Genomic DNA, 13922 nt, shown 5'->3' on the forward strand with positions numbered 1-13922 from the left:
CATGACCATGCCTATCCCCAGCAGAAGAGTCATGCTCGCCGGAGCAGCCGGCGCCGCCGCCCTCACCGCCCTGCCGACCGTGCAGGGTCCGGCGCGCGCAGCCGACAGCGCGGCCGCCGCCGCCCAGCCCTACCGCTGGCGCAACGCCTTCATCGGCGGCACCGGCTTCATCACCGGCGTGCTGTTCCACCCGGCCGTACGCGGGCTGGCGTACGCCCGGACGGACATCGGCGGCGCATACCGGTGGGACGACAGGACCGCGTCCTGGATCCCGCTCACCGACCATCTCGGCTGGGACGACTGGAACCTGCTCGGCGTCGAGGCCATGGCCGTCGACCCGGCCCGCCCCGAGCGGCTGTACCTCGCCCTCGGTACGTACGCCCAGCCCTGGGCCGGGAACGGCGCCGTACTCCGCTCCACCGACCGGGGCGCCACCTGGCGCCGCAGCGACCTCACCGTGAAACTCGGCGCCAACGAGGACGGCCGCGGCACCGGCGAGCGCCTCCTCGTCGACCCGCGGAACAGCGACACGCTATGGCTCGGCACCCGGCACGACGGCCTGCTCAAGTCCACCGACGCGGGCGCGACCTGGGCCCCCTCCCCCTTCCCCGCCCAGCCCTCGGCGACCGGTCAGGGCATCACCTTCCTCGCTGCCGCGGGCCGTGTCGTGTACGCGGGCTGGGGCGACGGTGGAACGGCGCTGCTGCGCAGCACCACGGCCTCGGGATGGGAGCCCGTACCCGGTCAGCCGACGGGCGAATCGGCCAAGGTGCCCATCCACGCCGCGTACGACGCCCGTACCCGCGCCCTGTACGTCAGCTACGCCAACACGCCGGGCCCCAACAACCAGACCGCCGGCTCCGTCCACCGCCTGGACACCGTGACCGGCACGTGGACCGACGTGACGCCGGAGAAGGGCGCCTTCGGGTACGGCGGTCTGTCGGTCGACGCCTCCCGCGCCGGCACGGTGGTGGTCTCCACCAACAACCGCTGGTCGGCGGTCGACACCCTGTTCCGCTCCACCGACGCGGGACGCGGCTGGACCTCGCTCAAGGACACCGCCGTACTCGACGTCACTGAGACGCCCTACCTCAAGTGGGGCGAGGCGCAACCGAAGTTCGGCTGGTGGATACAGACCCTCGCCATCGATCCGTACGACTCGAAACACATCGTGTACGGCACGGGTGCCACCCTCTACGGCACCCGCGACCTGGTCCGCTGGGCCCCGCAGATCCGTGGCCTGGAGGAGGCCGCCGTCCGTCAGCTGATCTCGCCGCCGTCCGGTACGGCCCATCTGATCAGCGGGCTCGGGGACATCGGCGTGATGTACCACGAGCAGCTGACGGCCTCGCCGCCGTCAGGCATGGCCTCGAACCCCGTCATGGGATCGGCCACCGGACTCGCCCAGGCCGCGCTCGCACCGTCGTACGTCGTACGGGCGGGCTGGGGCGATCACGGGAACGGCTCGTACTCGAACGACGGCGGCCGGACCTGGGCGCCCTTCGCGGCCCAGCCGTCCCTCGCCGGCAGCGCACCCGGACCGATCGCGACGAGCGCGAACGGCAAGACCCTCCTCTGGTCCTTCGTCCACTGGGACGGGACCAAGCACCCCGCCCACCGCTCCACCGACAACGGCGCCACCTGGGTCGAGGTGCCATCCTTTCCCAAGGGCGCCACACCGGTGGCCGACCCGGCCGATCCGGCGCGCTTCTACGCGTACGACACCGTTGCGGGAACGCTCTTCGCCAGCACGGACGGCGGCGCCTCCTTCGTCGCGCGGGCGACCGGACTCCCCTCCGGGGACGCCCAGTTCAAGATCGCCGCAGCCCCCGGACGGACCGGTGACCTGTGGCTCTCGGCCAAGTCGAACGGCCTGTTCCGCTCCACCGACGGGGGCGCCCGCTTCACCAAGATCTCCAGCTGCTGGGCCTCGCACACCCTCGGCTTCGGCAGAGCGGCGACGACCGGCGGCTACCCGGCGATCTTCCACACCGGCGCCACCGAAGGGTTCGTGGGCGTATACCGCTCCGACGACGAGGCCCGCACCTGGGTACGGATCAACGACGACAGCCACCAGTGGGGCTGGACCGGCGAAGCCATCACGGGTGACCCCCGCATCCACGGCCGCGTCTACCTCGGCACCAACGGCCGCGGCATCCAGTACGGAGACCCCGCCTGATGCCCTCCCTCGACGACTCCACTCGCGGCCGGATCCTCTTCGGCGGCGACTACAACCCGGAGCAGTGGCCCGAGGAGACCTGGCAGGAGGACGTACGGCTGATGAAGCGGGCCGGCGTCAACTCGGTCACGCTCGGCGTCTTCTCCTGGGCGACCATCGAACCGCGCCCCGGTGCACGGGAGTTCGGGTGGCTTGACCGGCTCATGGACCTGACGCACACGAACGGCATCGGTGTCGTCCTGGCCACCCCGACCTCGTCGCCGCCGCCCTGGATGGGTTCGCGCCACCCGGAGACGCTGCCGCGCGACGAGCAGGGCCAGACCGTCTGGTGGGGTTCGCGCCAGCAGTTCTGCCCGAGTTCACCGACGTACCGTGCGTACGCCGCCGCCATCACCGAGGGCCTGGCGGCGCGGTACGCCGGCCATCCGGCCCTCACCATGTGGCACATCAACAACGAATACTGCACGCACTGCTGGTGCGACGAGACCGCACGCCACTTCCGGAGCTGGCTGCGGACGAAGTACGCCGCCCTCGATGCACTCAACGAGGCGTGGGGCACAGCCTTCTGGAGCCAGCGCTACGACGCCTGGGAGGAGATCATTCCGCCGCGCCGCGCGCAGTACATGCACAATCCCGCCCACACACTCGACTTCAAGCGCTTCACGTCCGACGCGCTGATGGAGTGCTACACCGCCGAGCGCGACATCGTCGCCCGGCACACCCCGCACATCCCGGTCACCACCAACTTCATGCCGCTGTGGTCGGGGCAGGACGCCTGGCGGTGGGCGGAGCAGGAGGATGTCGTCTCCGTCGACATCTACCCGGACCCGAAGGACCCGCTCGGCGGCCAGTACAACGCGATGCTCGGCGACATGACCCGCTCCCAGGCGCGCGGGCCCTGGGTACTGATGGAGCAGGCGGCGGGCGCGGTCAACTGGCGGGGCGTCAACCACCCGAAGCCGCGCGGGCTGAACCGCCTGTGGTCGCTCCAGTCCGTCGCCCATGGCGCGGACGCAGTCTGCTACTTCCAGTGGCGGCAGTCCCGGCAGGGCGCCGAGAAGTTCCACTCCGGCATGCTCACCCACGCCGGGGAGGAGGGCCGTACCTTCAAGGAGACGAGCCGCATCGGCTCCGAACTCGCGCGCCTGAGCCCTCATGTGGCGGGCAACCGGATCAGCGCGGACATCGCCGTACTGCACGACTGGGACTCCTGGTGGGCCGGGCAGCAGGACGGCAGGCTCTCCACGCAGCTCTACTACACCGAGGTCGTACGCGCCTGGCACCGCGCCCTCTGGGAGTCCGGGCGTACGACGGACTTCGCCCACCCCGAGCACGACCTGACCGGGTACCGCCTGGTCGTCGTCCCGCACCTCTATCTGCTCACCGACAGGGCGATCGACAACCTTCTGTCGTACGTACGGGGCGGCGGCACCCTGGTCTGCGGCTTCCTGACGGGGGTCGCCGACGAGGACGACCGGGTACGCGCAGGCGGCATGGACGCCCGGCTGCGCGAGCTGCTCGGCATCGGCACACTCCATGAGTGGTGGCCGCTCGACGCCGACGAGCGTGTGGAGTGCGAGGGCTTCCTCGCCACCTTGTGGTCCGAGGAGTTCGAGCCGGCGGGCGGCGAGGTCGTGGCGGCGTACAAGGGGGGCGAACTCGACGGTCTCCCGGCCGTCGTCCGCTACGGCCGCGCCTGGTACGTCTCGACGCTCCCGGAACCCGACGCGCTGCGTGCGCTGCTCGGCCGGATCGCGGACGACGCGGGGGTCCCGCCCGTACTGGCCGGACTGCCGGCCGGGGTCGAGGCCGTACGCCGGGGCGAGCTGCTCTTCCTGCTCAACCACAGCCGGGAGGCGGTCACGGTACAGGTGCCCGGCTCCCACCAGGAGCTGTTGACCGGCAGGCGGGTGAGCGACGGTCTCACCCTGGAACGCTACGGCGTCGCCGTCCTGAGCCGGACAACCCCGTAAACCCCACGAAAGGAACCACCATGGCACGACGCACTCTGCGTACCTGTCTGGTCGCCCCCACAGCGGCGTTCGCCGCGCTCGTCGGATTCGCCGCCGCCCCCGCGCACGCGGCGACCTGGTCCTCCTCGGACCGCTGGGGCACGTACTCGACCGCCGACGGCTACACCCTCTACAACAACATCTGGGGTTCGGGAGCCGGCTCGCAGACGATCTGGGCCAACTCCTCGTCCAACTGGGGAGTCTGGGCCAACCACCCGGACACGGGCGGCATCAAGTCGTACCCCAACGCCAAGAAGGTGGTGAACAAGCCACTCTCCGCGCTGACCTCGCTCACCAGCAGCTACAACGTCACGGTGCCGGCCGCCGGCGACTACAACACCTCGTACGACATCTGGGACTCCGACTACGACTACGAGGTCATGCTCTGGATGAACTTCAACGGTGATGTCGGCGCCCTCGGCTCCGCACAGGGCACGGCAACCCTCGGCGGCCACACCTGGACCGTTTACAAGGGGAACAACGGCGCAAACGAGGTCTTCTCGTTCCTGCGTACCTCCGACTCGTCGGCGGGCACGGTGAACATCCTGCCCATCCTGCGCTGGCTCAAGGACACCAAGGGCTGGTGGGGCAACGAGACCATCGGCGATGTGCAGTTCGGTTACGAGATCACCTCGTCCTCCGGTGGTCTCGACTTCCGCACGAACTCGTTTTCGGTGGCAAGCCGCTGACGTGTAGTCAGCGTGGCGGGTCCCCGGTCATGGCCGGGGACCCGTGCTTTCGCGCACGGTGAGCTCGGGTGCCAGCAGGACGACTTCGTCGGAGCCGCGCCCTTCGATCTTGGCGACCACCTGCTCGACCGCGTACCGCCCCATCTCCTGAGCCGGGACAGCGACCGCTGTGAGCGGCACCGAGGCGTGGGCGGCGACCTGGTCCGGGCAGATGGCCATCACCGAGACGTCCTCGGGCACGGCTCGGCGCTGCTGGCGCAACAGGGCCAGCAGCGGGTCGGTGGCCGCCTCGTTCTGTACGACAAAGGCTGTGGTGCCGGGGCGTTCCTCCTGGATCCGGGCGAGCGTCGCGGCGACGGCGGCGTAACTGCCCTCGCAGGGGCGGTGCAGCAGCCGCACACCGAGTTCGCGGCCGCGCTCGCGCAGGCCGGTGAGTGTTCGCTCGGCGAAGCCGGTGTGTCTTTCGTAGACCGCGGGGGCCTCGCCGATGACCGCGATCTCGCGGTGCCCGAGCCCCGCCAGATGTTCTACGCACAGGGCGCCCGCCGCCTCGAAGTCGAGGTCCACACAGCTGACCCGGGAGGGGTCGGCCGGCAGGCCGATGAGGACTGCGGGCCGGCCGGTCTCACGCAGCAGCGGCAGCCTGTCGTCGTGCAGTTCGACGTCCATGAGGATCATCGCGTCGGCCAGTGCGCTGCCCTCGATCCGGCGCACGGTGGCCGGGCCTTCCTCGCCGGTGAGCAGCAGTACGTCGTATCCATGGGTGCGCGCGGTGGTGGCGACCGCGATCGCGATCTCCATCATCACCGGCACGTACATGTCGGTGCGCAGCGGCACCATCAGCGCGATGATGTTGGACTTGCTGCTGGCCAGGGCGCGGGCGCCGGCGTTCGGGTGGTAGCCGAGCTGGTCGATACTGCGCTCGACCCGCTCCCGGGTCGACAGGGAAATGGAACGCTTGCCGCTGAGGACGTAACTCACGGTGCTGGCGGAAACTCCGGCATGCTGAGCGACATCGGCAAGGGTGACCATTCGGCTCTCCAAGGCTGACGAGGTGAAGCGCTTCAACGAGGCGGGGTCCCTGAAGCCTAGATCGAGAGCTGCTGCGTGTCCATAGGCGAGTCGAAGCGCTTCGACAACTGCCGTGAGCGTGCCGACTCGGATCTGGCCTGATGTGGTCGGTGGCGGGCGTTGACGCGCAAGCGCTTCAACTCTACGTTCCGTTCAGTGACATGACTTACGTCTGCTGTCTCGAACGCAAGCGGCTCTCCAGCCACCGTTCGTCCAAGATACGGAACCACAGCCAACATGCTGAACCCACCGTGAAGGGACGCACCCGCATGCGCACTCATCGACTCGCACTCGTGGCCGCCGCAGCCGTACTCGCTGCCGCCGTCGCCCTTCCCCAGTCCGCCGGAGCCGCCGAAACGGCCCCCATCGGCTTCGGCGCCGGAACCACCGGCGGCGGCAACGCCACCCCCGTCACCGTCTCCACCCTTGCCGCCCTCAGAACGGCCGTCAGCGGCGACAGCCCCAAGGCCGTCCGTGTGAGCGGGCTGATATCCCTCAGCGGCCAGGTCGACATCGGCTCCAACACGACGGTTGTCGGTGTCGGTTCGGGCTCGGGTCTCACCGGCGGCGGGCTGCGGATCAAGGAGAAGACCAATGTCGTCGTCCGCAACCTGAACATCAGCAAGCCCGTCGCACCCGCCGACGGGATCACCGTCCAGAAGTCCACCAAGGTCTGGATCGACCACAACTCCTTCTCCGCGGACCGCAGCCACGACAAGGACTTCTACGACGGCCTGCTCGACATCACGCACGCCTCGGACCACGTCACGGTCTCCTGGAACACGTTCAAGGACCACTTCAAGGGCTCACTGGTGGGTCACAGCGACAACAACGCCGCCGAGGACACCGGGCACCTGCGGGTGACGTACCACCACAACCACTTCAGCAACGTCTACTCGCGCATCCCCAGCCTGCGCTTCGGCACGGGCCACTTCTACGACAACTACGTTCAGGGCGCCGACACCGCCGTGCACTCGCGCATGGGCGCCCAGATGCTCGTCGAGAACAACGTCTTCCGTACGACAAAGCTCGCCGTGACCACCAGCCGCAGCAGCGACATCGACGGTTACGCCGTCCTGCGCGGCAACGACCTCGGCGGCGCGGCCACCGAGATCTCCGGCACGGGCTCGTTCACCACCCCGCCCTACAGCTACACCGCCGAGCCCGCGTCCACCGTCGTCGCCTCGGTGACGAACGGGGCGGGCGCCGGGAAGTTCCAGTAGTTCAGCCGCTGCGCTCGGGGAGGCTGGAGCGGCGTACCACCAGCTCGGGGCTGAGCACCACGCTCCGGTGGTCATGGCCGCCCGGGGCCGCTTCGGTCTCCTCCAGGAGCAGCTCGGCGGCCATGGCACCCATGGTGCGGGCCGGCTGGCGCACCGAGGTCAGGGGCACGGCAGCGGCGGCGGCGAACTCGATGTCGTCGTAGCCGACGATGGCCAGCCGGTCGGGCACCGCGACTCCGGCCGCGTACATGGCCTGGAGCACACCCAGGGCCAGCAGGTCGTTGGCGCAGAACACGGCGGTGGGCCGGTGCCCTTCGGGGAGGCCGAGCAGCCGGGCTCCCGCGTCGCGGCCCGCCGCCACGTCGAGGCGGTCGGTGGGGATCTCCCGGAGCGCTCCCGGCTTCAGGCCCGCCTCGGCGAGCGCCGCACGCGCGCCGGCCCGCCGGTCCGCGACCTGCTGGAGCCGCAGGGTGCCGCCCACGAAGGCGATGTCGCGGTGCCCGGCGTCGAGCAGGTGACGTACGGCAAGCGCCCCGCCGGTGACGTCCTCGACGGAGACGGAACACTCGCTCTGCCCCTCGGCGACCCGGTCGACGAGGACGAAGGGGATGCCGTGGCGGCGGAATTCCTCGATGTTACGGCCGGTGGCGTCGGCGGGGGTGAGCAGCAGACCGCGTACGCGCTGCTCGGCGAAGAGGGCCAGGTACTCGGCCTCCTCCGCGGGGCTCTGCGCGCTGTTGCAGAGCATCACGCCGAGGCCGGCGTCGCGCGCGGCGCGCTCGGCGCCGCGCGCGACCTCGACGAAGAACGGGTTGCCCATGTCGAGCACGAGCAGGGCGATCATGCGGCTGCGGCCCGCGCGGAGCTGCCGCGCGGACTCACTGCGCACATACCCCAGCCGGTCGATGGCGGACTGCACCCGGACCCGGGTCGGTTCCGCGACGGTTTCGGGCCGGTTGATGACGTTCGACACCGTGCCGACCGAGACCCCGGCGGCGCGGGCCACGTCCTTGATACCTACCGGCTGGGCCATGAAGGCGGAACTCCTAGGCAAGGTGGAACACTTCGGTCAGCGGCCGCATCGCCTCGTCCGGCCGGGCGCCGTCGAGGGACTCGAAGTATCCTGCCATCTCCTTCTGCCAGCGGGCGTTGACCTCGGCGTTCGCCATGCCTGCCTGGGCGGCCGCGAAGTCCTCCGTCTCCAGGTAGCCGACGAGCAGGCCGTCGTCGCGGAGGAAGAGGGAGTAGTTGCGCCAGCCGGTCCGGGAGAGCGCCGAGAGCATTTCGGGCCATACGGCCGCATGCCGCTCCCGGTACTCAGCCAGCCGTTCCCGGCGCACTTTCAGCACAAAGCACACGCGCTGCATCGATGCCTGCCTCCTGGCGGAGTTTCCCGAATGGCTCCTGCGATGGATCCAGAAGAGCCTACATGGCTTAACCGGGTGCATGAATCGATTCACAAAGCCCACTGGGGCAAGCCCCGGGCCCGGACGCCCTCCGGGCGTGTCCTCAAACGCCGGACGGGCTGGATTTGCCCGCTGAGCCGGAAGGCCCCCGCTCGACGGCACCCTCCAGCCCCTCCGGCGTTTGAGGAGCGGGGTCTGGGGCGGAGCCCCGGCTCAGCGGTGCGCGAACCAGCTTGCCGCCACAAGCGCCCTGCCGTCGTAGCCGAACAGCGCCTGGTTCTCCCAGGCGTTGCCCGACGACGGGTCCGCCGGGTCCCACCCGCTGCCCGTGACCGCCGTCCAGGCCGGCTCCCAGTAGACGACGCCGAGGCCGCGCCCGCCCGGCACCGCCTCGACGACGTTCAGGACGTCACGCAGATTGGCCGCCTGCCCCGCCGCGGTGGCCGGGTAGCCCGCCGCGAGCTGGTCGCTCCTGGCGACGTTGTTCTCCAAGGAGTCGGCGTTCGCGAGTGTGTGTGCGTACGCCGTCTCCGCCACCAGGACCGGCTTTCCGTAACGCCCGGAGACGTCGTCCAGGTTGGCCTGCAAGCCGGAGAGCGGGCCGTGCCAGTAGGAGTAGTACGAGAGCGCGATGACGTCGAAGGGCACTTTGTGCGTGACAGCCTGGTCGAACCACCACCGGGTGCCCGCGTTGTCGCCGCCCTCCGCCAGGTGCAGGGCGACCCGGGTGGTGGACGACGCGGCCTTCGCGGCCTGCGCACCGGACGTCAGCAGTCCCGCGAGCTGGGGCCACTGGCTGGTGGATCCTTCGGGCAGGAGCATCCCCGAGTTGAGCTCGTTGCCGATCTGCACCATGTCGGCTGTCGTCCCTTGAGCCTTGAGCGCGCTCAGGACGTCGTACGTGTGGTCGTACACATCCTTTTTGAGGGCCTCGTAGCCGTGCGAGGCCCAGGCCGCCGGCTTGATCTGCTTTCCGGGGTCGGCCCAGCTGTCCGAGTAGTGGAAGTCGACCAGCAACTTCATGCCCTGCGCCTTGGCCCGCGCGGCCGTGGCCAGGACCTGCTTCTTGGTGTTGTAGCCGTCGGCGGGGTTCACCCAGACCTTCAGCCGCACGTAGTTCATGCCGGCCGACCGCAGGATCGTGACGGCGTCCCCGGTGCTGCCGTTCGCGTAGCGGTAGGTGGCGCCGTACGCCTCGTTCTTGGCGAGGGTGGAGAGGTCACCGCCCTTGACCGTCAGACCCGTGGCGCCACGCGTGAAGGCGATGTCGTCGAAGTTGGCCCACCCGCCAGCGCCCGCATCCGAGTTGAGACTGACGGTGCACTTGCCGCCGGTCACCTTGACCGAGGTCACCAGTCGTATCCACCGCCCGTCGGGGGTGGGCGGCAGGTCGGTGCGCTGCTCGGTGCCGCCGCAGTTGCGCAGGGCGATGTACGTCGCGTTCTGCGCGCCGCCGGACCGCACCCGGGCGCTGAGGGTGTACGAGCCGTCGGTGAGACCGGTGAGTGCCTGATAGGTCTCGACCTTGTACGCGGAGGCTGACCAGTGACTCAGCCGGTAACTGCCGCTGTGGCCGCCCGCCTCGGTGAAGGAGGCGCTGCTCTGACCCGCCGCGGAGTACGTGGACCAGCCGGTGGGTGTGGCGGTTCCGGTGCCGTCCGATTCAAAACCTGTGTTGACGGGGGCGGTGGCCGCCTGCGCGCTCGTCATGGGGAGCGCGGCAAGCATCAGGGCGGTGAGGGCCAGTACGGCTGCGGCTCTGAGGGTGGCGTAGTGGTGCATCGTCGATGTGTCCCTTCGGCTCGGTCGGGTCAGTCGAGGTGTACGACGCGGACCGCGCCCGCCGGGACGGCGAGGTGTCCCGTGGCGCGTTCGCCGGTGAGCAGTTCGGTTCCGGGGGCGTCGAGCGCCACCTTGGCGTCCTCGGCCGTGTGGTTGATCGCGAAGAGGTAGCTGCCGGTGTCGCCCTCGCGTCTGACGACCTCGACGCCGTACGGGATCCCGGTGCGCGGTGCGATACCGGCGTCTTCGCCCGCCGCGGCCAGGACCGGGTCCAGGTCGCCCGCGCCGAGGCGTGTGGAGACGTACCACGCGGTGCCCTGCCCGAGCCGGTGCCGGGTGACGGCGGGGCGTCCGGCGGCGGGCCCGTCGGCGTACGTCCAGACGGCTTCGGCGCCGCGCTCCACCACGAACTCGGTCCAGACGTCGGCCGAGAGCTCGGCGCCGCCGGGGCCGGTGATACGTACACGCTCGCCCGAAAGCAGCGGCGAGAACTCCTCGACCGTCAGTCCGAGTACGTCGCGCAGCGCACCGGGGTAGGGGCCGGGGTGGACGGCGTCGTGCTCGTCGACGATGCCGGAGAAGTACGAGACGACGAGCGTGCCGCCGTTCTCGACGTACGAGCGGAGGTTGCGGCCGGCGGCCTCGGTCATGAGGTAGAGGGCGGGGACGACGACCAGGGGGTAGCCGGACAGGTCCGCGGCCGGGTGGGCGAAGTCGACGGTCAGGTGGCGGTCGTACAGCGACTCGTAGAAGGAGTCGGCGCGTTCGCGGGCGTCGTGGTCCTCGCTGGGCCGCCATTCCAGCCGCTGCGCCCACCACGATGCCCAGTCCCACAGCACCGCCGCGTCGGCGACCGTACGGGTGCCGCGCACCGGCGCCAGCGCCTCCAGGTCCGCGCCCAGTCGCACCACCTCACGCCACACCCTGCTGTCGGTGCCCGCGTGCGGAACCATCGCGGAGTGGAACTTCTCGGCGCCGCGCCGGGACTGGCGCCACTGGAAGAACATGGCGCCGTCGGAGCCGCGGGCGACGTGGGCGAGGGAGTTGCGGGCCATCTGGCCCGGCTCCTTGGCGGGGTTGCGGGGCTGCCAGTTGACGCCGCTGGTGGAGTGTTCGAGCAGCAGCCAGGGCGCGCCGCCCGCTACCGAGCGGGTCAGGTCGGCGGCCATGGCGAGGTTCACTTCGGTGCGGCGGCCGTCGGTGATGAGGTAGTGGTCGTTGGTGACGAGGTCGACCTCGCGGCCCCAGGCCCAGTAGTCCACCGCGTCGCCCTGGGTCAGTGCGGTCATGAAGTTGGTGGTGACGGGGATGCCCGGCGCGAGGCGGTGCAGGATGTCGCGCTCCATGCGGAAGTTCTCCAGCATGGTGGCGTCGGCGAAGCGGGCGTAGTCCAGGAGCTGGGCCGGGTTGCGGACGGTGGGGGTGGTGCGGGGCGGCTCGATTTCCTCGAAGTCGCCGTACCGCTGGCCCCAGAAGGTCGTGCCCCAGGCCTCGTTGACCGCGTCGAGGCTGCCGTGGGTGGCGCGGAGCCACCGCCGGAAGTGTGCGGCGCAGTTCGCGCAGTAGCAGGCCGAGACGGGGACGCCGTACTCGTTGTGGACGTGCCAGAGCGCGAGGGCGGGGTGGTCGGCGTAACGGCGGGCGAGTTGCTCGGTGATGGCGGCCGCGGCCCGGCGGTAGGCGGGCGAGCTGTGGCAGATGGCGCCGCGCGATCCGAAGGCGTGGCGGACGCCGTCGGCGGTGACGGGCAGGGCCTCGGGGTGGGCCCGGTAGAACCAGGCGGGCGGGGCGACGGTGGGGGTGGCGAAGTCGGCTCGTACGCCGTGTTCGTGGAGCAGGTCAAGGAGCCGGTCGAGCCAGTCGAAGTCGTAGGAGCCCGGCTCTGGTTCGAGCAGAGCCCACGAGAAGATGCCGACGCTGACCATGGTGACACCGGCCTCGCGCATCAGCCGGACGTCCTCTTGCCACACCTCCTGCGGCCACTGCTCGGGGTTGTAGTCCCCGCCGAACGCGAGCCGGGTCAGGCCCTTGGGTGCCGACATGGATCACTCCTGAGAATCGATCAACTGGGAACGTACACAGACCATCACCGGCGGCGAGAACCCAACATAACCGCACAGCAACAACCATTGACAAGTGTCCGTGCTGTTTCTCTACTGTGAACGTTCACAGAACCACGGCAGGTCGTCCGCAGTCGGCGGAGGCCGCTCGGGTCAGGGAGAAACATCCATGCCGTACGCGTTGCAGCGCCGCCTTGCGGCCATCGCCATAGCCACCGCCGCCGGGGCCACCACCCTCGCCGGCTGCGGTTCGCCCGACAGCGGCGAGCCGCAGGCCGAGTCCGGCCCGGCGTCACTGACGTACTGGGCCTGGGCGCCCGGCCTGGACAAGGTCGCCGACATCTGGAACGCGGGCCCCGGCAAGGAAGCACAGATCAAGGTCACGGTGAAGAAGCAGGCGGCCGGCGACGACCTGACGACCAAAATCATCACGGCGGCCAAGGCGGGCAAGGCCCCCGACCTGGTCCAGGCCGAGTACCAGACGCTGCCGACGCTCGTGAGCAACGACGTACTCGCGGACATATCGAGTGAAGTGAACGGCATCGAGAAGGAGTTCGCCGCCGGCATCTGGCAGCAGACCACGCTCGGCTCCGACGCCGTCTACGCGGTGCCCCAGGACTCCGGGCCGATGATGTTCTTCTACCGCCAGGACCTCTTCAAGAAGTACGGGCTCACCGTCCCCACCACCTGGGACGACTTCGCCGAGACCGCCCGCGCGCTGAAGAAGAAGGCCCCGGACAAGGCGCTCACCACCTTCTCCGCCAACGACTCCGGGCTCTTCGCGGGACTCGCCCAGCAGGCCGGCGCCTCCTGGTGGACCACCGAGGGCCAGAAGTGGAAGGTCGGCATCGACGACGCGGCCACGAAGAAGGTCGCGGACTTCTGGGGCGGTCTGGTCGCCGAGGGCGCCATCTCCAACCAGCCGATGTACACCCCGTCCTGGAACAAGGCGCTCAACACCGGCGGCCAGATCGCCTGGGTCAGCGCCGTCTGGGCCCCCGGCACCCTCACCACCGCCGCCCCCGACACCAAGGGCAAGTGGGCCATGGCGCCGCTCCCCCAGTGGTCAGCGGGCTCCACCGCCACCGGCAGCTGGGGCGGCTCGACCACGGCCGTCACCAACGACAGCAAGCACAAGAAGGCGGCGGCGAAGTTCGCCGCCTGGCTCAACACCGACCCCGAGGCGCTCGCGGCCCTGGTCAAGGAGGGCGGCATCTACCCCGCCGCCACCAAGGCCCAGACCGGCGGCGCCCTCGCGAAGGCTCCCGACTACTTCGCCAACCAGCCCGACTTCTACACCAAGGCCGCCGGCATCGCGAAGACCACCGCGCCCGCCGCCTGGGGCCCGAACGTCAACGTCGCGTACACCACCTTCCGCGACGCCTTCGGCAAGGCCGCCAAGAACAAGTCGTCCTTCGGTGCCGCGCTCACGACCATGCAGGACGCCACGGTCGCCGACCTGGAGAAGCAGGGCTTCGAGGTCGCCAAGTGACCGTCGTT

10 protein-coding genes are annotated in these 13922 nt (G+C 70.0%); 5 read left to right on the forward strand and 5 right to left on the reverse strand.

All coding sequences use genetic code 11. From position 1 onward, the window contains the following. The first annotated feature begins 1 nt into the window (after position 1). From ABZX79_RS00440 to ABZX79_RS00450, 3 genes are read left to right on the forward strand one after another with little or no spacing between them, the layout of a single operon-like run. Complete coding sequence (locus ABZX79_RS00440) at positions 2 to 2179, forward strand: 1,4-beta-glucanase (RefSeq protein WP_355249614.1); 2178 nt, start codon at positions 2 to 4, stop codon at positions 2177 to 2179. Beyond that, the gene (locus ABZX79_RS00445) at positions 2179 to 4152 is read left to right on the forward strand and encodes a beta-galactosidase (RefSeq protein WP_355249615.1); all 1974 of its coding nucleotides are present in this window, start codon (positions 2179 to 2181) and stop codon (positions 4150 to 4152) included. Before ABZX79_RS00440 ends, ABZX79_RS00445 begins: the two co-directional genes overlap by 1 nt. Positions 4153 to 4172: 20 nt before the next feature. Further along, positions 4173 to 4880 (forward strand): hypothetical protein, encoded by a 708-nt coding sequence (locus ABZX79_RS00450; RefSeq protein WP_355249616.1) that lies wholly within the window; start codon positions 4173 to 4175, stop codon positions 4878 to 4880. A 27-nt stretch (positions 4881 to 4907) separates the two neighbouring features. Here ABZX79_RS00450 and ABZX79_RS00455 read toward each other — a convergent pair whose 3' ends face one another. Next, entirely contained in the window at positions 4908 to 5912 is a 1005-nt protein-coding gene (locus ABZX79_RS00455) for a LacI family DNA-binding transcriptional regulator (RefSeq protein WP_355249617.1), read from the reverse strand. 308 nt (positions 5913 to 6220) lie between these two features. Here ABZX79_RS00455 and ABZX79_RS00460 point away from each other — a divergent pair, with 308 nt between their 5' ends. Then, positions 6221 to 7174 carry a polysaccharide lyase family 1 protein gene (locus ABZX79_RS00460; protein ID WP_355249618.1) on the forward strand — a complete coding sequence of 318 codons (954 nt, stop codon included), beginning with the start codon at positions 6221 to 6223 and terminating at the stop codon, positions 7172 to 7174. Position 7175: 1 nt separating this feature from the next. On the opposite strand, the gene ABZX79_RS00465 is transcribed toward ABZX79_RS00460, so the two are convergent. From ABZX79_RS00465 to ABZX79_RS00480, 4 genes are all read right to left on the reverse strand, one after another. Beyond that, positions 7176 to 8207, reverse strand: a complete 1032-nt coding sequence (locus ABZX79_RS00465) for a LacI family DNA-binding transcriptional regulator (RefSeq protein ID WP_355249619.1) — start codon at positions 8205 to 8207, stop codon at positions 7176 to 7178. A 13-nt stretch (positions 8208 to 8220) separates the two neighbouring features. Beyond that, entirely contained in the window at positions 8221 to 8541 is a 321-nt protein-coding gene (locus tag ABZX79_RS00470) for an L-rhamnose mutarotase (protein WP_355249620.1), read from the reverse strand. Positions 8542 to 8793: 252 nt separating this feature from the next. Beyond that, positions 8794 to 10362: an arabinogalactan endo-1,4-beta-galactosidase gene (locus ABZX79_RS00475; RefSeq protein WP_355249621.1), complete on the reverse strand. Its 1569-nt coding sequence runs from the start codon at positions 10360 to 10362 to the stop codon at positions 8794 to 8796. Between the two features lie 29 nt (positions 10363 to 10391). Next, positions 10392 to 12404, reverse strand: coding sequence for a beta-galactosidase (locus ABZX79_RS00480; RefSeq protein ID WP_355249622.1), 2013 nt, complete (start codon positions 12402 to 12404; stop codon positions 10392 to 10394). A gap of 187 nt (positions 12405 to 12591) precedes the next feature. On the opposite strand from ABZX79_RS00480, the gene ABZX79_RS00485 reads away from it, so the two are divergent. Continuing rightward, positions 12592 to 13914 carry an extracellular solute-binding protein gene (locus ABZX79_RS00485; protein ID WP_355249623.1) on the forward strand — a complete coding sequence of 441 codons (1323 nt, stop codon included), beginning with the start codon at positions 12592 to 12594 and terminating at the stop codon, positions 13912 to 13914. Positions 13915 to 13922 lie beyond the last annotated feature (8 nt).

Origin of the sequence: Streptomyces sp. NPDC002994, assembly GCF_040611155.1 — a bacterium.
Taxonomy (GTDB): domain Bacteria; phylum Actinomycetota; class Actinomycetes; order Streptomycetales; family Streptomycetaceae; genus Streptomyces.

Bases quoted from the DNA above. Each gene is read 5' to 3' on its own strand.
- ABZX79_RS00440 (WP_355249614.1), top strand. From the start codon at position 2: ATGACCATGCCTATCCCCAGCAGAAGAGTCATGCTCGCCGGAGCAGCC.
- ABZX79_RS00445 (WP_355249615.1), top strand. From the start codon at position 2,179: ATGCCCTCCCTCGACGACTCCACTCGCGGCCGGATCCTCTTCGGCGGC.
- ABZX79_RS00450 (WP_355249616.1), top strand. From the start codon at position 4,173: ATGGCACGACGCACTCTGCGTACCTGTCTGGTCGCCCCCACAGCGGCG.
- ABZX79_RS00455 (WP_355249617.1), bottom strand. From the start codon at position 5,912: ATGGTCACCCTTGCCGATGTCGCTCAGCATGCCGGAGTTTCCGCCAGC.
- ABZX79_RS00460 (WP_355249618.1), top strand. From the start codon at position 6,221: ATGCGCACTCATCGACTCGCACTCGTGGCCGCCGCAGCCGTACTCGCT.
- ABZX79_RS00465 (WP_355249619.1), bottom strand. From the start codon at position 8,207: ATGGCCCAGCCGGTAGGTATCAAGGACGTGGCCCGCGCCGCCGGGGTC.
- ABZX79_RS00470 (WP_355249620.1), bottom strand. From the start codon at position 8,541: ATGCAGCGCGTGTGCTTTGTGCTGAAAGTGCGCCGGGAACGGCTGGCT.
- ABZX79_RS00475 (WP_355249621.1), bottom strand. From the start codon at position 10,362: ATGCACCACTACGCCACCCTCAGAGCCGCAGCCGTACTGGCCCTCACC.
- ABZX79_RS00480 (WP_355249622.1), bottom strand. From the start codon at position 12,404: ATGTCGGCACCCAAGGGCCTGACCCGGCTCGCGTTCGGCGGGGACTAC.
- ABZX79_RS00485 (WP_355249623.1), top strand. From the start codon at position 12,592: ATGCCGTACGCGTTGCAGCGCCGCCTTGCGGCCATCGCCATAGCCACC.